This is a genomic window from Sphingobacterium sp. SRCM116780, from assembly GCF_021442025.1.
Classification (GTDB): domain Bacteria; phylum Bacteroidota; class Bacteroidia; order Sphingobacteriales; family Sphingobacteriaceae; genus Sphingobacterium.
Map to the genome: position 1 here is coordinate 3417637 of NZ_CP090446.1, position 19967 is coordinate 3437603.

A 19967-nucleotide genomic window follows, 5' to 3' on the forward strand; every position below is an offset into this window, starting at 1 on the left:
CTGAAATACAATCAGTTATAAATTAATTTCCTATATAATCATTTTTGACCTTCGGTAGATTTAGACTTATGCAACATTCTTATGTATAATTAATCTAAATAACAGAATGTTAAAATTAAAAATAATATGGTTAACGCTACTCTTAATCATATCGTTTACTTCTTTCGCACAACAAATAGGAACACTTAAAGGAAAAGTAAATTCAAATGAACCTCTTGAAGGTGCAAGTATTAGCTTAAAGGGAACATCAAGAGGTGCCATAACAAATGGAAATGGCGAGTTCTCGATTACAAATATCCCCTATGACACTTATATTTTAACAATCTCTGCTGTTAGTTATAAAAACCTGGAAAAGAGAATTACGATTAGTCAATCGCTGGTTGAGCTTAACGACATTAAATTAAAAGTAGCTAGCAAATCTTTAGAGGAAGTTACCATCCAAGGAAAAACTGAAGGGAAAAAAATCAAAGAAACTGGTTTTAATGTCAATGTCATTGACACCAAACAGTATGCAAATACCAATGCTGATATCAATCAAATCCTCAATAGAAGTACGGGTATAAAAATCAGAGAGCAAGGTGGTCTTGGGTCAAAATTTTCTCTTTCCATGAATGGGTTATCAGGTAGTCACATTAAATTTTTTATTGATGGCGTTCCTATTGAATCCTTTGGTAGCGGAATGAGTTTAAATAATATTCCTGTAAACATTGCAGAACGAATTGAAGTGTACAAAGGTGTAGTTCCAGCTCATCTGGGATCTGATGCATTAGGCGGAGCTATTAATATCGTTACAAATCGTGATCATAAAAGGAGCTTAGATGCGAGTTATAGTCTAGGTTCATTCAATACACATCGAGCAGCCATAAGTACTGGTTATAAGAATCCAAAAAATGGGGTAATTCTAAATTTTAACAGTTATTATAATTATTCAAATAATGATTATTTGATGAAAAGTAATCCTAAAGCTAATGTCTATCTGGAAGTACCCTCGGAAACCGTTAGTGGAAAGTTTGATACGCTACGTACCGCTCGAAGATTTCATAATGACTACCGATCCTACATGGCACAGGTCGAGGCTGGAGTAGCGGATAAAAAATGGGCCGATATTGCAATATTGGGTTTGAATTATAACTATACTTATGATCAACAACAAACTGGGGCTACTCAGGAAAAGGTTATTGGAAATGTTTTCAGCAATAGCAATAGTATTACGCCTAGTTTCAGATACAGAAAAAATAAGCTTTTCTTAGAGCGACTTGCTGCGACAGTTTATGCCAATTATTCTAAAAGTGAAAATGTAATTACAGATACCAGTTCTTGGACTTACTATTTCTGGAATGGAAAACCAGATAAATATTTCCCCAATTCTGGAGAATTATCGTCGCATAAGTCGATCATGCATCAAAAAACGGATAATAGCTTCTCTCAACTGAATTTAAATTACAAAGTGGGATTGAATCATTTCCTAACTTTCAATTATAATTTAAATACACATAGAAGAGAGGATTACAATGAAATTGATCCCTACAATGATTTTTACAATAAAACAAATCAAATTATTAGAACTACAGCTGGATTAAATTATCAACATTATTTATCGAATCAACGGTTTAACAATTCCTTTTTTATAAAAAAATACGGGTTATCAGGAAAAAGCAATGATTCGGAGAAAAATTCAAAGAACTATGTTGGTTATGGTGCTGTTACGAACATCAAAATTTGGAGAACATTAGGTGTCAAGCTGTCCTATGAGCATGCTTATCAGTTACCGAGTTTTACGCAACTTTTTGGGGATGGGTTAAATGTGGACGGGAATGTCAATTTGAATCCTGCAAATAGTGACAACTATAATTTGAATCTCTATTATTCGACGACATTTGGTCATCACTTCTTGAGTTTGGATGCTTCTACTTTTTACAGGAATGCCAAAGACTACATCGTTACTAAAACTTATGAAAGTGCTGCAGGTCCACGTATTTATTCAACGAATGAAGGTGGAATTAAGATAAATGGTGGTGATTTTGAAATCAAATATCTGTATAAATCTTCATTACAAGCGGTATTAAATATGAGTTATTACAATGCTGTTGATCGGGAGAGGTATATCATAGGCACCAATCGAGAAAAAATTACCTATGGCAGCCGGACTCCGAATGAACCATGGTTATTTGGAAATGCTGATATCAGCTATGGTAAGAATGATGTATTTGGAGGAAAAGCAAATAGAATCCAAATGAACTATTATATTCAGTTCGTCAACAACTACTCTTTAAGTTGGTCAAAACTAGGCGATTCATCAACAAAAGATTACATTCCGGAACAATACATTCATAATATTAGCTTGACCTACTCTTTAGCTAATAACAAGTACAACATTACTGCCGAAGGAAGAAATATTACGGATCAAATCGCATATGATGTTTTCAAACAGCAGAAACCTGGTCGGTCATTCTATCTAAAATTTAGATACTACCTACACGCAACAAATTAAAATCATTTAAAATTAAATATCATGTTAAAATCTATTACAAAAAACATTAGTTTACTGGCTATTGTAACAATCTCATTGGCTAGTTGCAGTAAATCTAGCCCCGACGTTAAAGTTCCCGATGCTTCAGACGGAAATTTTGCTCTAAAATATAGTACAGACAACGGTTCCTTTATGCTTCCTGTGAAAGATTTAATGTCTGGCACTATTTCTCCTATTGGAACGGGCACAGATGTTACCAGTATGTTCCCTTGGGAGGAGAATGTCATCCAAAAGGGTAAATATTTTTATTCGATCGATCCTAATGCTGCCAAATTTGGAAAATATAGTTTTGAGGATGGCGTATTAAAAACAGTACAGGTGATTCCATTTACAAATTTAACCGCTCTGTACATTGGTTGGCACAGCTGGTTGGACAATGATCGTTTAGCTATTGGGCCAAGAAATAGCAATGAATACGCGATTATTAATACCAGTACTATGCAGGTGGAGGTTAGTGGAACGATCACTTCCGAGACGCAAATCCCAAAAGATCATAACATGAGAATTTATGCTTTTTTACCTCAGGGCAATAAAGTTGTTTTAGGGTATTGTTTGTATAATAATATCAGCAAGGTAAGTTATGATACGACTTACACAGCAGTGGTTGATTACCCTAGTTTCAAAAATTTTAAAACAACTGGTAAAGATGCTCGTTCTGCTCCTATGGGACCAGTAAGAAATGGATATTTCCATAAATTCAAGGAGAATGGATATACTTATTTACAAACTTATACCATGTCTGCTTTAGGGGGTGGAAAAAATCTTCCTACTGGATTTTACAGAATTAAGGATGGAGAAGATCATTTAGATCCGAACTACTTCTTTAACATTAGTCAATATAGAGGGGGAGACAATCAACTAGGTGTCGAATATTTAGGCAATGGAAAAGCTTTGCTGATTAGTGCTCATGATACAAAAAATAATGTCAAAGAGTGGAATGATTGGTGGTACGCTGCCATGTGGGAATACTTAATTGTAGATGTAAATACTCAAAAAATAGTTAAAAAACTAGATTTTCCTTTAGTCAGCAATTCACGTTCAGCAGTAGTCGTGAATGGTAATGCCTATATTGCTGTCAATGACCCGACAGCAGATGCTATTTACATTTGGGAATACAATCCAACGACAGATAAATTGACAAAAGGTGCAAAAATAATCGGTGGTGACGCAGATACACCAATTCTATATAATCTCAATTAAGAAAGATTTGGGCAATCTCACGATTGCCCAATTGCTTACTTATTATCGACAGAAATAAACAATATCTTATGCTCAGTAAAATTAATGCATGGCTACACCTTTGGTTAGGATTGGCAGCGGGTATACCTGTGGTCATTTTGAGTATTACGGGCTGTGTACTTGTCTTTGAACATGACATCAAAGCATTAACCACAAATTATATTTGGGTAGAAGCTCAAAAATCAGAAAATCAACTACCTCCTTCAGCAATCTATAAAGCTGTTCAAGCTGCTATTCCTGACAAGGAAATAGCAAGCTCTTGGTATTACGGATTAGACAAATCAGTTAAAGTGAGTTTAGATCAATCGGATAGTGTTGTGTATGTGAATCCATATACTGCTGAAATATTGGCAGTGGTCAATCATGAAAATTTCTTCCATTTCATGGATGAGGGTCACCGTCACTTATGGATGCCGAACAAGATCGGTCGTCAAATTGTGGGTTGGAGTACCTTCATATTCTTTTCTCTACTCATCACTGGTCTTATCTTATGGTGGCCAAAAAAATGGAACAAAAGATCGAGAGAGCAAAGTTTCACTATAAAATGGAAGGCACGATTTAAAAGGATCAATTATGATCTTCATAATGTTCTGGGATTTTACGCCTTAACGATCGCTCTAGTCATGTGTCTTACAGGATTAATCATGAGTTTTCCTTGGATGCGAAAATCTGTTGTATGGCTCAGTGGTGGTTATCCAAACAAAACAGAAAAAGTAGAAAAAGAGATTCCTCAAGATCAACCGTTGAATGAGGCTTTGTTCGTGGCAGATCAAATCTGGTACAAAGTACGTCATGAATATGCTCGTCATAATAAAGAAGCTGTTATTGTCCACTATCCTGAAGCAGATGACAAAACAGTCTATGCGTGTACTGATATGGAAAATGGTATTTGGAGGGATTTGACTTTTGATCGGAATACGCTTGAACTCACCGGAAGAAAACAAGGAGCTATTGATGATGCCAATCCAACAGAGTGGTTGATGCGCGCCAATTATGCGCTACATACTGGTTTTATTGGTGGTATGACGACCAAAATAATTTACTTTTTAGCTTCCCTTATTTGTGCAAGTTTACCAATTACAGGTTTCTATATTTGGTGGGGAAAAAAGAAAAAATCAACGAAAAAACCAAAGCTTGCTCGTTCAATAACTTCTTAACCGTGTTGACATGTTTCATTATTTCAGATATTTCATTAGTCTCTTTTTGGTTTCTACTTTACTTTTCGCACATGCTCAGCAATCAACTAAAGTCATTGGGCAGATTATTGATCAAAATACAGAAGCCGTTCCATATGTTCAAGTAAGTTTACATCATGTCCATGATGGGACTGTTGCAAAAGTTATTGTTGCTGATAGTACCGGAAATTTTATGTTTCCAAATCCTTCTTTTGGAAATTACTATGTAAGGATCAATAGTATGACTTATCAAGATATTTTCAGTCCTCACTTTCGATTAAATGAGTTCATCAATGAATATAATCTAGGAAAGATTATACTACAACAAAACAATGCTTACCTCGCAGAGGTTGTCATCAACAAGCGCAAACAATTTATAGAACAACAGCAAGATAAAACAGTCTTTAATATTGAAAATTCTGCACTAGCAGATGGCAACAATGGATTAGAATTATTAGCAAAAATTCCAGGAATAGCTGTTGATGATCATGGAACCTTCAGTATCAAGGGAAAATCAGGAGCTTCTATTATGATCAATGGAAAACTTACTTACCTATCTGCGGATCAACTTGCTAATCTATTGAGAAGTACTTCATCTGCTGATATTAATAAAATTGAAGTCATGTCCAATCCCAACGCGAAACAAGATGCCGCAGGTACTTCGGGAATCATCAATATTGTCTTAAAAAAGGGATTAAAACAAGGGTTTAACGGTGCTATTTCAGGAAATATAGGTGCAGGACGAGGACTACATTTAGGCGGAAGTGTCAACTTGAATTTCCGCACTGAAAAAATAAATGCTTTTGGAAGTTACAATCAGTATTTTCAAAATTTACGTTATTATAATTCATTAACACGTTATTTTCACAAAGATTCCCAGGCTCAACCTAAAACCTTTTCACAACAGGAAAATAAGATTCAACCAAAACTAAGGTCCAATAATTTTAGAGTTGGAATGGACTTTTATTTAAGTCCAAAGCAAACTTTAGGTTTCTTAGTGAATGGTGGTTTGGGAAAATATCCTAAACATGAACCTACCACAACTCAATTTAGGAACTTCGAGACGAAGGATCTCATCTGGTTGGCTTCAACTATAACAGCAGGAAAAGAACGATGGGAAGATATGCTTTACAACATCAATTATAATTTGAAGTTTAATGAAAGTGGGCATGAGCTAAAAATAGATTTTGATCTTATTGACCATTATTCTAAAATGGATCAAACACTTACAACTCAACATAGTAACGAAAATCAAAACAATATACGGCCTTTGTCTTCACGAATTGGGGATATTCCCTCGGACAATAAAGTATATGTTGCAAAAATTGATTATTCCCTGCCACTTGCAGAGCAGTTTAAGTTAGAAACTGGCTGGAAAACAAGCCATATCCGAACAGAGAATGACCTACAGTATGATACGTTACAAAACGGAAATTATGTTCCTGATCTGTCAACAAGTAATCACTTCATTTATAAAGAAACTATACAGGCAGGTTACATCAATTTGTCAAAAACATGGAACAAAATTTCGACTCAAGTTGGACTCCGTGCAGAATACACTTCGACCAATGGCAACCAGATTACCATAGATGAGCAGTTCTCAAAAGATTATCTTAAACTGTTTCCATCTGCATTTATATCGTACAGTTTAAATACGAATCACAAGTTACAGTTGGGTTATAGTTATCGTGTAGAAAGACCCTCTTTTTGGGATCTAAATCCATTTCGTGTTTATACCGACCCCTTCTCCTATTCAGAAGGTAATGCTACATTAGATCCTGCCTATGAACATGCTTTCGAAATGAATTATACGTTAGTAAATAAATATATGTTTACTTTAAATTATGCCAATAGGTCAGATGTTGTCAATGAAATAATAGGAATAGATCCGACCAATGCACATATCACCTATGAAAAACCAGAAAATATAGGATCATTCAGAAACTATGGAATATCTTTTATTGCACCAATGCAAATTGTTTCTTGGTGGACTGCTACTTACTTTGCGAACTTTTATCAAAATGCGTATGAAATTCCGCAAGAAAATCAATTAATCAAACGTGCAGGAAATACCTTGACATTAAATACGCAAAATAATTTTAAACTACCTAAAGATTGGTCTTTAGAACTTGGAGGAAATTATATGTCCGGATTAACTGTTGGTTTGAGTAAGATTAAAAGTTACGGGCTTGTTTACACAGGTATTCAAAAGAATATTCTAAATAAAAAAGCGACGGTTAAATTAGTAGTCAACGATATCTTTCGGACTAACAACAGAAGATTTGAAACGGTTTCTAACACCGTACGGTTAATTGGTAGATCTAATCCAGACAGCAGGACAGCCATATTATCCTTTAATTATCGATTTGGAGGATCAGACAATTCAATAAAACAACGTTCAACGGGATCTGAAGAAATTAAAAATAGACTTTAAGTAATCGTGGAAATCCAATCGTAATTTAAAAATACAGGCTTCTGCAAAAAATAGCTATCAAACCATCTTGATAGCTATTTTTTTAGATAAACAAAATAATTTATAAGCCTTAATAACGTCTATAAATTATTTTGTTTCTATACAATCAATTCTTTTGCAAAAGGAATAAAAACAAGTTCTTGCTTACTTCAAATATTCATATAGAGATTCCTATAACCAATACCCTGTTACAATACGAGATAGCAACAATAACTCCATCTTGTATCCTACTATCAAATGACACAAATATCAAAAACTTCACAAATAGAACAATTTCAAATTTAGTATCTTTGTAAAAAATTCCAAGTATGTCTGTTAAGATTGGTGAAAATATAGATTTAGGAGAATTCCCATTATTACTCGCTCCGATGGAGGATGTGAGTGATCCACCATTCCGTTATGTCTGTAAGCAAAATGGTGTCGATATGATGTATACGGAGTTTATTTCTTCAGAGGGGTTGATCCGTGATGCCGCAAAATCACGTAAGAAACTGGATATTTTTGAATATGAAAGACCAATCGGGATTCAAATATTTGGTTCTGAAATTGACCATATGCGCCAGTCATCAGAGATTTGCACACTAGCCGACCCAGATTTAATCGATATTAACTATGGTTGTCCCGTTAAAAATGTTGCTTGTCGAGGTGCAGGAGCAAGTTTACTACAGGATATCGACAAGATGGTTGCGATGACAAAAGCTGTAGTGGAAGCCACAAATTTACCTGTTACTGTCAAAACTCGCTTGGGATGGGATGATAATACGAAGAACGTTTACGAAGTAGCAGAACGCTTACAGGACATCGGCATTAAAGCGTTGTCCATTCATGGTCGTACACGTGCCCAAATGTATAAAGGACAAGCGGATTGGTCTATGATTCGTGATATCAAACGCAATCCTCGCATTAAAATTCCAATTTTTGGCAATGGTGATGTTGACTCTTTAGAGAAAGCCGTTGCTTGGCGACAAGAATACGAAGTGGATGGCATTATGATTGGCCGTGCATCCATTGGTTATCCTTGGATATTCAGAGAAATCAAACACTTTTTCCAAACTGGCGAACGATTGGAGGGACCTACGATAGCTGAGCGTGTAGATGTTTGCCGTACACACTTAATTAAATCTATTGAATGGAAAGGACCCAAAACAGGAATTTTTGAAATGCGCCGACATTATGCTAATTATTTCAAAGGGCTTCCAAATTTCAAAGAATATAGGATGCAATTAGTGAATCTACAAACTTTCGAAGAAATTCAGGAGGTCTTAGATGAAATTCAACATAATTTTATAGCAGAAGCGATTTTTTAAAATTCGTTTCTGCTAATTTTTAGTCCTCATCATCCTTATAATTGTTTTCTTTTCTACAAAAGCAGCACCCAATATATAAGCAATCAACATGATATTGCCAATCCAAAAGTTACGGTCAAATGCGGTATAGTGAATATAAACGATTAGTGTTCCGACCAACATGTAAGCCCCAATTTTAAATATCTTATAAGGAATTGGGTAATTTTTTTGCCCCCAAAAATACGACAAAAATACCATGACGAAGTACGTAATGGATGTCACATAGATTGCTCCAACGTAACTATACTGAGGGATGAATACATAACAGAGCAGAATGGTTATTAAAGCTCCGATTCCAGAGATATAAAGTCCATAACGTGTTTGATCAGATAATTTGTACCAAACGGAAAGGTTCATATAGATTCCCAGCATAACGTAATTAAACAAAAGAACAGGGATGATAAACAGTCCTGACCAATATTCTTCGCTTTGAGCCAGCGTACCACCCTCAATAAAATATTTCAACCATTCGATATTAACAGATAGGCCAATCATCACAATCATCATGGCTATCACAAAATATTCCATAATTAATGCATAGACTTTACTAGAGTTTTCATTCTTTGCATAAGAAAAGAAGAATGGTTCAGCGCCTAAACGAAAAGCTTGAACAAAAATACTTAAGAAGACAGCTATCTTTGCGATGGCTCCATAAATTCCAACATCTCGATCAGCAATATGTTTAGGTAATAATTCTGGCATCATAATTTTATCCAGATTTTCATTAATAATATAAGAGATATTAGCAATCAAAATGGGAAAACTATACCGAAACATTTCCGCGATTAACGCTTTATCAATTTTAAAAGTAAATGTTTTAATCTCAGGAAGCAACATCAATAAGGTTAATGCACTGGCGATAAAGTTTGACAAGAAAACATAACCCAACCAGGAATTTATATACCAAGAAGAGAAATAAGATCTTGTTTCCGGAAAGTGTTTAATTAAATAAGGAATAAATACAATAAAGGTCAAACTTAATAGCACAAAAGTAATGATACTCACAAGCTTCAACATACCGTAACGCATCGGTCGTCCATTTGCACGGATCTTTGCAAAAGGAACTACGGCTAATGCATCGGCAACTAAAGTAAGTCCGACAAAGTATATATAGTTCTTATATTCACTTATAGTGTCAACATTCTCTTTAGCAAACCATCTAGCAATATCATTAGAAAAGAGGAGAATTGTTAACAAAAAAAGAAGAGAAGTAAAAATGGTTACAATAAAACTATTATTGAAAACCTTTGATTTATCTTTTTCTTCAACTTTCTGTAAGTACCTAAAATAGGTTGTCTCCATGCCAAAGGCAAGAAAAGCATTTATCATGGCTGCCCATGAGTACATATTAGTAAATATCCCGTAGGTAGAAGCCGGGAATTTACGAACGAAAATTGGGGTTAGAATAAAGTTGAGTAGTCGAGAAACTATGGTACTCAGACCATAAATCAATGTTTGGCCAGCAAATTTCTTAAAAATAGACAAAGTATTAGGGTTTAGTTTGTTGATCTTTTAAGCATTTCAAAATTCTTAAAGCCCTTCCACTCTCCTTCTTCATATGTCAGTTCTTCTACTTCTGCACGCTCGGGTCCCTCTTCACAAAAATCTAGCAGAGATTCTAAGGCAAAATTATCTCCTTCTGCTTCTATATAAACAGAACCATCGGCTAAGTTTTTTACAAAACCTTTAACACCTAACTGATCTGCCACAGCTTTAGTTGAGAATCTAAAGTAAACCCCCTGTACTTTTCCTTTGATAGAAATATTGAAATGCTTCATATCAACAAAAGTACAGAAGATTTTGAGTATTTTACTATGCTAATCGTTGTACGGTAACTTTATCTGTCAATCTAAAGTGTTCCATGTTTTTTAACAAGACTAGTCCTGGTTTTTTACCTATTTCAAGTGATCCGAATTGATCTGCGATATTTAAGGCTTGGGCACCATTGATCGTAGCCCATTGAATGGATTGTTGAAAATCCAATTCTTCAAAATTCTTGTGTAAAACCTTTAATTCATCCAGAATCGAAAGAGAATCATTTGATGCCAAACTATCAGTACCAAGTACAATTTTTTGATTATCATTTACAAAGTTCATCACTTTAGGTAATTGATCTTCAATAAAAAGATTCGCTTTTGGACATAAACACCATACAATATCACGTCCCATTCTGTCTACAAAATCCAAATCTTTCAATGAAGTATATGTATTATGTACGAGAATCAATTTATTAGGATTTGGCAAGTAAGGTAAATACGATTGAATAGAGTTTCTAGCCTGTGCTTTAAACAAATCTGGGTTTTTTCCAATTTTTTTGAAAAAATCTAAAAATTCACCTGTTTTATATCTAAACAATTTATTTTCCTCATCGCTTTCCTGATTGTGAATACTAATAATATTTCCTTCAGAAACAGATTTTTTAAATTTTTTAAGAAGTGCTTTGGAGCAAGAATAAGGGGCATGGGGAGTAATAGACGAATGCGCTGAAGCAAACTCATGAATTAAATCTTTTGCTTCTTGTATTTTACCATCCGCTTCACTTGGTTCTACTCCGAAAACTTCAATAAATGTATGGTAAAGAATTTTACTTGATTCTTTTATTCTAGATGTATTGTCCGTATTAGCATGATCTCCTACCGCTACAATACCATTCTTATACATTTCCTCATCCGCATCAGCCATTGCCTTATCGATCACTTTTAAAGGTGAGTTTCGGCTCGTCATTACTGCAGATAAAAAAGCTGGTAAACCCGTCTTGGAAGGAATTGTACCCTTCATATGGGATAATTCTAAATGACAATGTGCATTTATAAAACCAGGAACAATAACTCCATTAAATTTTTCAATATGTTGACCGTCCAATTCTGTTGATTTAGCTTCATAAATCCCTAGAATTTCTCCGTCATCATTTATACCAACAACTCCATCTTTAATAGGCAAAGAAGTAATCGGTAAGATATAGTTAGCGCTATAATATTTCATTATCATAAAAAACTTTAAGAGCTACATGGCATTGAGGTTAATACAATGTAACTGTGGGTAATAACGTTAAAATTCGTGCCAAAGTGTATTGAATAATTTATTTCCATTAAAAAAAACAAATTTACACAAATAGTTTAATTACTTAATCATGATAATAGTTTTTAAACAAATTAGTTACATTGTTTTTGATAGATATCCGACAAATTTAGAACTCATAAATACTTATTTCACATCTAAAGCATTAACAAACAAATAAATATAAAAAATACACTCTTTTTCTTTACACGACAAAACAAAATTAGCCTCAATTAATTTATTGAGAAATAATATAATTTAACATTTTTTAACAATAGTATAATATTTCAATGACATCCTGTCAGTCGCGGGTATGTGTACAAGAACAGCACTATATTTATTCTAAAGAAAAAACGATTATTATTAGATTTTTTTGACAGCTTTTTGAGTACCCCAATCCACCACTGTAAGTAGATAAAACTAGCTACTCAAATTAAATATACAACCATACTCAACCGACAACTATTAATTTTTTCCAAATTCTTAACAATTATTTTTCTCAAAATCATCATAGCTACTTAAAAATATTTTTAGTCATGATTTATTTTAATAACTTCGCAACATCGATAAGGGGTGCCTTGTTCCAAGAACACGAATAAAGGCTGAGATTATACCCAACAATACCATTGGTATTGTACACCTGATCCAGATAATGCTGGCGGAGGGAAGTGGTTAGTTAAATATTTAAAAGATTATTGTAACCCTTTGCAATAATTTATTTGACTCAAAATTCAATTAAAAGATCATGATTAAAGGTTTAATCAGTACTGTCGTTTTTTTAGGAACAGTTTTATGCGTATCAGCACAGCATCATCTATCTATCAAAATATTAGACGCTGAAACAAAAAAAACACTGCAAGGAGCGAGTGTTAGTTTAGTAGCTACAAATACTATACATTCAAAATCTAATGACAAAGGGGTTGCGCTATTTTCTAATGTACCTAACGGTAAATATGATCTTACCGCCTCTTTCTTGGGCTATCGTTCCGAAAAAAAACAAATTGACTTAATGGATGATAAATCCATAGAAATTTACCTACAAGCACAAGTAATAAAAACAGAAGAGGTTTTTGTACAAGCAACACGCGCTAAAAGCAACTCTTCTACAACTTATAAAAACCTGAGCAAAGAAGATATCTCCAAAAACAATTTTGGACAAGATATTCCATACCTCTTAGATCAAACCCCTTCTGTTGTTATCGGATCTGATGCAGGAGCTGGTATTGGATATACCAGCATGCGGATACGCGGTTCGGACAATGCTCGTATCAATGTTACTTTGAACGGTATTCCTTTGAATGATGCAGAAAGCATGGGTTCTTTCTTTGTTAACCTGCCTGATTTTGCTTCTTCCACCGAGAGTATTCAAATCCAACGAGGTATTGGAACCTCCACAAACGGTGCAGGATCATTCGGAGCATCTTTAAATATTCAATCTAACACCTTAGAAAAAGATCCATATGTAGAATTTAATAATTCTTATGGTTCCTTTAATTCATGGAAAAATACATTAAAGGTAGGTTCTGGTCTTTTGAACAATAAATTTGCATTCAATGTGCGTCTCTCTCGGATTCTAAGTGATGGCTATATCGATCGCGCTTCTTCTGATCTAAAGTCTTTTTATGTAGACGGAGGATATTACAGTGATAAACAGATTCTAAAAGCAATTGTCTTCTCTGGAAAGGAAAAGACCTATCAGTCCTGGTATGGTACTCCAGAGCCTCGTTTAAACAATGATATTGAAGGAATGAAAGACTATGCGATCAATGATGGCTATACAGCAGCAGAAACAGAGAATTTATTGCAAGCTGGTCGCACCTATAACAAGTATTTATACAAGAACCAAACGGACAACTATACGCAAACACACCATCAATTACATTACACCAATTTTATCAATGAAAAAATAACATTCAATGCGGCTCTACATTATACTCGAGGCGCTGGTTATTATGAAGAATACCGTCCTGAAGACAAATTATCAAAATACAATTTGCCACAAGTCATCCTTGGTAAGGATACGATCTCAAAAACAGACTTAATTAGAAGACGATGGCTAGACAATTACTTTTATGGCGCTACGTATTCTTTCAATTACAATCCTTCGCAAGCGGTAAAGTTAACATGGGGCGGAGCGATAAATCAATATAAAGGTGATCATTATGGTGAAGTTATTTGGGCTCAATATGCTTCTACCAGTAATTTAGGTGACAAATATTATCTGAATGATGCTACAAAAAATGATATCAGTACATTTTTAAAAGCAGATTTCACAGTCAATGATTGGTTATTATTTGCTGATATACAATATCGCAATATCAGTTATCAAGTTAGCGGTGATGATGATAAGATTAAAGATCTGGATTTTGACAGAAAATTTAATTTTTTAAATCCAAAATTAGGATTTACTTATCTCATCAATGAAAATTCGAATCTTTATGCATCTTATGCTTATGCAAGCAAAGAACCTGTACGTGATGATTTCGTTGATATCATTGGCAACAATCCAAAACCTGAAAAGATGCAAGATGTTGAAATTGGATATCGCTTTAAAAATGATGTCTTTAATATTGGAACTAATCTTTATGGTATGTTCTACAAAGACCAACTGATTCCAACCGGTGCACTAAACGATGTAGGATCTCCGTTAAGATTAAATATCCCAGATAGTTATCGAATAGGCTTGGAATTAGACGCAGCTTGGAAAATATCCAATCAATTTATTTGGAAAGCAACTGCAGGTCTAAGTCAAAACAAGATCAATAATTTTACAGATGAAACTAGTAATGAATTCTTCAAGAAAACTGATATTGCACTTTCTCCTTCAACAATCTTGTCCAGTGAATTTTCTTATAAACCTGTACAGGCTTTTGAAATCGCCCTATTGTCCAAATATATTTCCAGACAATATCTAGATAACAGTTCCGCGAAGGTAAGGAGCATCGATCCTTCTTTTGTAAACAATGTTAGAGCAATCTACAATTTTGCAGCATTTGGAATAAAAAATATTGATCTCAGTCTTTCTATTAATAATATTTTGAATGAAAAATATGAAACAAGTGGATATACCTGGGGATATATGGATGGTTCATCTCGTAAATCTTTTAATTTCTACTATCCACAGGCTACAACTAATTTTATGTTAGGTCTAAATATTAGATTTTAATAAACGGATTGCTGTGAATTAAATATCCGATAGGTTATTGAGATGAGTAAACGATCTTTAATGTAAAGAAATAATCTCTTTTGAGATCGTTTACTTAGTTTTCTTTTTTTTCGTTAATATTGTCTTATGCGTGCAGTGATACAACGAGTTTCAAGAGCAAGTTGTTCGGTAGAAAATGATATTACCGGTCAAATTGAACAGGGTCTCTTAATCTTTATTGGAATTGAAGATGAAGACACCTTAGAAGATATGAAATGGATGGCTCAAAAGTTCATCAATCTTAGAATTTTCAGTGATGAAAACGGGTTAATGAACAAATCAGTCCAAGATATTGCAGGCAATATTTTATTAATTTCTCAGTTTACATTATTTGCGCAAACAAAAAAGGGGAACCGACCTTCCTTTATTCGTGCTGCAAAACTGGAGAAAGCTAAACCGATGTATGAGCAAATGGCCCATTATCTAACTTCATTATTAGAAAAAGAGGTTCAACTAGGGATCTTTGGAGCGGATATGAAAATTGATTTGTTAAATGATGGTCCTGTTACGATCATGATGAATACACAAGATAAAGATAATTTCTAAGAAAATGACAATAAAAGAGGCACAAGAAACTATTGATAAGTGGATCAACACAACAGGAATTCGTTATTTTAATGAATTGACAAACACGGCTATGCTTATGGAAGAAGTCGGTGAGGTGGCGAGAATAATGGCTAGACAGTATGGTGAGCAATCCTTTAAAAAATCTGACAAAGAGGTAAATTTAGCTGATGAGATGGCGGACGTTCTTTTTGTATTGATGTGCTTAGCAAATCAAACAGGCATTGACTTAACAGATGCCCTAGAAAAGAATTTAGAAAAGAAGTCAATCCGCGATGCCGATCGCCACAAGAATAATGAAAAACTAAAATAATAATAGCAAGGCTATTAGCGTCTTTAAGATATTATTAAAAATAAATACACTAGTTATCAGGTAGACTTTATATATTTGAAGCCATTAGCTTAATATATAAAATTTATGGATAAAAATTATACACAGAGATCAACCCTATATACTACTTTATTAACAAGTGCCTTAACGGTAACTAGCCTTTATTCCTTCTCTCAAGAGGTAATTAAAGGTAAAATCAGCAATAATGGTTTACCATTAAGCAGTGTTACCATTAAAAATACGAGTAATAATACATCTACTAAATCTTTAGAGGATGGTAGTTACAATATTCCAGCGTCATCCGGAATCAATAAGTTAGTGGTATCCCATGTAGGATTTACTACTCAAACAAAAGAAATTACAATTTCTCAAGGTGTCGAAGGTTTGATCAATTTTGACCTCTCCAACGTTTCATTAGACGAAGTTGTCGTTATTGGTTCAAGAGCTCAAGGAAGATCAAATCTACAGACAGTGGCTCCTGTAGATGTTATTGACATCAAAGGATTAACAAAGGACGTGGGTCAAGTTTCGTTAAATCAAATTTTAAATTACGTAGCGCCATCTTTCAACTCCAATACACAAACAATATCTGATGGTACTGATCATATTGACCCAGCGTCACTAAGAGGATTAGGCCCAGATCAAGTGTTGGTCCTTGTTAATGGAAAACGTCGCCACACGACTTCTTTAGTTAATATAAATGGATCATTCGGAAAAGGGTCCGTAGGTACGGATTTAAATGCAATACCAACGTCTGCGATCAAACGAGTAGAAATCCTGCGGGATGGTGCCGCTGCGCAATATGGATCTGATGCCATAGCTGGTGTTATTAATATAGTCATTGAAGATAATGTCGATGAATTACGTGCTTCGGTTACTTATGGTGGTTATTTGTCCAAAAACGCAGAGAATAATTATGACGGCCAAAGTGTACAAGCGAATGTCAATTATGGTATTCCGATAACTAAAAATGGCGGATTTATCAATCTATCTGGTTCATACGATTACCGTCAACCAACAAATAGACAAAAAGAATTCACCGGAACTATTTTTTCCGATTACAACAACCCAAGCTTATATCCTAATCCAACAGGTGTAGATATCACTGACGATGAACTCGTAAGACAAGGTAAAACTCGTGCTGATTATGTTTCAAGAATCGGTCAAGCTGAAACAAAAGGTGGAGCTTTATTTTTCAATTCAAAAATACCTTTATCAGAGCATTCAGAATTTTACTCATTCGGAGGATTAAATTATAGAAAAGGTACTTCAGCAGCATTCCGTAGACAGCCGTCACAAATCACTCAAAATATTAGTGAAATATATCCAGACGGATTTTTACCATTAATCGTCACCGATAATTATGACAAATCTTTAGCTGCTGGAATAAAATCAGAATTTTCGGGATGGAAAGTAGATTTATCAAATGCGTATGGGTCGAATAAAATTGATTTTCAAACACAAAATTCTTTAAACGCAAGTTTATTAAAGGCCTCTCCTACTACATTTGATGATGGTGGTTATCGTTTTATTCAAAATACAAGTAATTTAGACTTTACTAAATTCTTCGATGAGCCATTAGCTGGAATAAATGTTGCTTTTGGATTTGAACATCGTTATGAAAACTACCAGATAGTCGCTGGGGAAGAATCATCCTATGCAGATTATGGAAAAGCCGTAAAAATTGGTACTGATGGAAATGGGAATCCAATTTTAATTCCTAATATTCAAGGAAATGTACAAACACTATTTGCCCAAAATGGTAAAGCTTACGCATCTGGAGCCCAAGCGTTCCCAGGATTTAGACCTGACAATGAAGTCAACGAAACTCGTTCTTCGGTAGGAGCTTATACTGATGTAGAAGCAAATATTACTTCCGACTGGTTGTTAACTGGAGCACTACGTTTTGAGAATTATTCTGATTTCGGGTCGACATTAAACTGGAAATTAGGAACACGCTATAAAATTGATGATATCTTTACGCTACGCGCAGCTGCTAGTACAGGGTTTAGAGCTCCTTCATTACACCAACGTTATTTCAATGCAACGTCCAGCTTATTCAACGAAGGTGTTATCACGAACTCTGGAACTTTCACGAACGATAGTCGTCCTGCACAGTTATTAGGTATTCCTTCACTAAAGCAAGAGACTTCTCGCTCTTATAGTGCTGGATTTACCGCTAATTATGGAAAATTCAAAGCCACTGTAGATGGATATTTCATCGCTATAGATAACAGAATTATCTATACAGGAACATTTACAGGAAGTAATGCAGCAAATGCGACGGATCAAGACAAAGAAATTTATGATCTATTAGCACAATCGAATGCTACATCAGCTCGCTTCTTTGCCAATGCAATAGATACAGAGACCAAAGGTATAGATGTCGTACTTACTTATAATGAAAATATAGGCAAAGGTAAATTACGAACTGATCTTTCTGGTACTTTTGTCAAAACAAGTATTATCGGTGATATTCACGCTTCAGAACAACTCGTTGGTAAAGAAAGCACCTATTTTGATAATCAATCTCGCATCTATTTAGAATCAGCAGTACCGCGGACAAAAGTAAATTTTACATTGAACTATAGTTTGGATAAGTTCAATGTATTTTTACGTAACGTCTATTTTGGAGATGTTGATGGGGCCACCAATACTGTAGCAGATTATCAAACTTTTAAAGGAAAAATAATTACCGACCTAAGTGTTAGTTACAATATTGCTAAAAGTCTACGCTTCACTTTAGGTGTCAATAATCTTTTAGATATTTATCCTGACGAAACAAGAGAAGGTTCTGGCCTTAGAGGTGCTGGATATTTTATTTATTCCAGAACAGGGCAACAATTCGGCAACAATGGTCGTTATATATTTACCAAATTAGCTTTAACACTTTAATCCTGGATAAGGATTAATGAAAGGCTGTATCAAGATGCTTGATACAGCCTTTTTATTTGTTTACCTTTAACTTAGAAATTAATACCCTTTGAAAATGAATTTTACGAAATACCTACATAAAAAGAATCACTATGTGTTATTTTTCATCTTACTTATTGGACTAGCACACGCGTCTGCACAAGACAGAGACAAAGAATTCAAATTTCAATATGATCCCAAAGACCTGGTAATGCAAAGTCTATTTCAAAAAATATACGTACTGGATTCTAGAAAAGACACCACCCATTATGGAATCATCAATAAAGGCTTTTTCGGCCAGTCTGCCAAAGTTATTGCTAACCCTTCTCTTGAAGCTCAAATACAAAACTACTTAGAAATCATTACCCTTGAAAGTACCCAAAAAGACACTTTGCTCTTGCAGATTCGTAGACTATCATTTTCCGAAATAGGTGGCGGATTCAAAGAAAAAGGTTTTTTTGATTTCCGAGCCAATCTCTATCAAAAAAAAGGAAACCAATATCACCCAATTAGTCGCATCGATAGCAGCTTTCAAGTTTCAGGAATAGATGTTTCCAATAAATTATTAAAAAAAGGAAGCTTAATTATAGATACATTCATTCGTGCAAACCTGAAAACACCGACGATCGGATCTGAGGTTTTGACAATTCAGGATCTTCAGAACATCGATTACAAAGAGAAGGAACAATTACCCTTATACTCTGCAGAACATCTTGTAGACGGTATCTATATGAGTTATGAAAGTCTCAAATTTCAAAAACCAGATTATCCTCTTCTAGATGAAAAAGATAAAAAAAGAAGAATTAAGTACTATTATTATACGAATGAAAAAGGAAAAAAAGTAAAATTAAAAGATTCGCAGATCTATGCTGTGGTGGATAATGACGAAACCTTTATCTCCACTACCTACGGCTACTATCCACTAGTCATGGAAAACGATGAATACTATTTTTACGGCTTAGCGACTGAAAATAGTGCCAATATCTTCGTCTCTGCATCAGTTGGTTCAGGATTTGGAGGAGGAATGATAGGTGTTGGAATGGGATCAGGACCTGCAAATGTTAGAAAATATAAAATAAAAATTGACCACTTAGATGGAAATTTTGAAAAAATACAACCCGTAACCGATTAGAT

At 34.5% G+C, this 19967-nt stretch carries 13 protein-coding genes and 1 riboswitch; of the genes, 10 read left to right on the forward strand and 3 right to left on the reverse strand.

Features of this window, described 5'->3' with window-relative positions; all coding sequences use genetic code 11:
- Positions 1–106: 106 nt before the first annotated feature.
- The 5 genes from LZQ00_RS14720 to dusB all read left to right on the forward strand — a co-directional run bounded on the left by LZQ00_RS14720 (position 107) and on the right by dusB (position 8724).
- Entirely contained in the window at positions 107–2491 is a 2385-nt protein-coding gene (locus tag LZQ00_RS14720) for a TonB-dependent receptor (protein ID WP_234510023.1), read from the forward strand.
- A gap of 21 nt (positions 2492–2512) precedes the next feature.
- Positions 2513–3730 carry a DUF4374 domain-containing protein gene (locus tag LZQ00_RS14725; protein ID WP_234510024.1) on the forward strand — a complete coding sequence of 406 codons (1218 nt, stop codon included), beginning with the start codon at positions 2513–2515 and terminating at the stop codon, positions 3728–3730.
- Positions 3731–3798: 68 nt separating this feature from the next.
- Entirely contained in the window at positions 3799–4926 is a 1128-nt protein-coding gene (locus LZQ00_RS14730; protein ID WP_234510025.1) for a PepSY-associated TM helix domain-containing protein, read from the forward strand.
- 10 nt (positions 4927–4936) lie between these two features.
- Positions 4937–7378: an outer membrane beta-barrel family protein gene (locus LZQ00_RS14735; RefSeq protein WP_234510026.1), complete on the forward strand. Its 2442-nt coding sequence runs from the start codon at positions 4937–4939 to the stop codon at positions 7376–7378.
- A 347-nt stretch (positions 7379–7725) separates the two neighbouring features.
- Entirely contained in the window at positions 7726–8724 is a 999-nt protein-coding gene (gene dusB / locus LZQ00_RS14740; protein WP_234510027.1) for a tRNA dihydrouridine synthase DusB, read from the forward strand.
- Between the two features lie 12 nt (positions 8725–8736).
- Here dusB and LZQ00_RS14745 read toward each other — a convergent pair whose 3' ends face one another.
- The 3 genes from LZQ00_RS14745 to LZQ00_RS14755 are packed head-to-tail and all read right to left on the reverse strand — an operon-like array spanning position 8737 to position 11745.
- On the reverse strand, positions 8737–10248 hold the full coding sequence (locus LZQ00_RS14745) for an oligosaccharide flippase family protein (protein ID WP_234510028.1): 1512 nt from the start codon (positions 10246–10248) through the stop codon (positions 8737–8739).
- 11 nt (positions 10249–10259) lie between these two features.
- The gene (locus LZQ00_RS14750) at positions 10260–10541 is read right to left on the reverse strand and encodes an acylphosphatase (RefSeq protein WP_234510029.1); all 282 of its coding nucleotides are present in this window, start codon (positions 10539–10541) and stop codon (positions 10260–10262) included.
- Between the two features lie 34 nt (positions 10542–10575).
- Positions 10576–11745, reverse strand: coding sequence for an amidohydrolase family protein (locus LZQ00_RS14755; RefSeq protein ID WP_234510030.1), 1170 nt, complete (start codon positions 11743–11745; stop codon positions 10576–10578).
- A 634-nt stretch (positions 11746–12379) separates the two neighbouring features.
- Positions 12380–12504: riboswitch (TPP riboswitch) on the forward strand.
- 61 nt (positions 12505–12565) lie between these two features.
- Here LZQ00_RS14755 and LZQ00_RS14760 point away from each other — a divergent pair.
- The 5 genes from LZQ00_RS14760 (at position 12566) to LZQ00_RS14780 (ending at position 19965) form a co-directional block, all read left to right on the forward strand.
- On the forward strand, positions 12566–14986 hold the full coding sequence (locus LZQ00_RS14760; RefSeq protein ID WP_234510031.1) for a TonB-dependent receptor: 2421 nt from the start codon (positions 12566–12568) through the stop codon (positions 14984–14986).
- Between the two features lie 126 nt (positions 14987–15112).
- Positions 15113–15571 carry a D-aminoacyl-tRNA deacylase gene (gene dtd, locus LZQ00_RS14765; RefSeq protein WP_234510032.1) on the forward strand — a complete coding sequence of 153 codons (459 nt, stop codon included), beginning with the start codon at positions 15113–15115 and terminating at the stop codon, positions 15569–15571.
- A gap of 4 nt (positions 15572–15575) precedes the next feature.
- Entirely contained in the window at positions 15576–15902 is a 327-nt protein-coding gene (locus LZQ00_RS14770; RefSeq protein ID WP_021192353.1) for a nucleotide pyrophosphohydrolase, read from the forward strand.
- A 105-nt stretch (positions 15903–16007) separates the two neighbouring features.
- Complete coding sequence (locus LZQ00_RS14775; protein ID WP_234510033.1) at positions 16008–18815, forward strand: TonB-dependent receptor; 2808 nt, start codon at positions 16008–16010, stop codon at positions 18813–18815.
- A gap of 94 nt (positions 18816–18909) precedes the next feature.
- Positions 18910–19965 carry a hypothetical protein gene (locus LZQ00_RS14780; RefSeq protein WP_234510034.1) on the forward strand — a complete coding sequence of 352 codons (1056 nt, stop codon included), beginning with the start codon at positions 18910–18912 and terminating at the stop codon, positions 19963–19965.
- Positions 19966–19967: the final 2 nt, after the last annotated feature.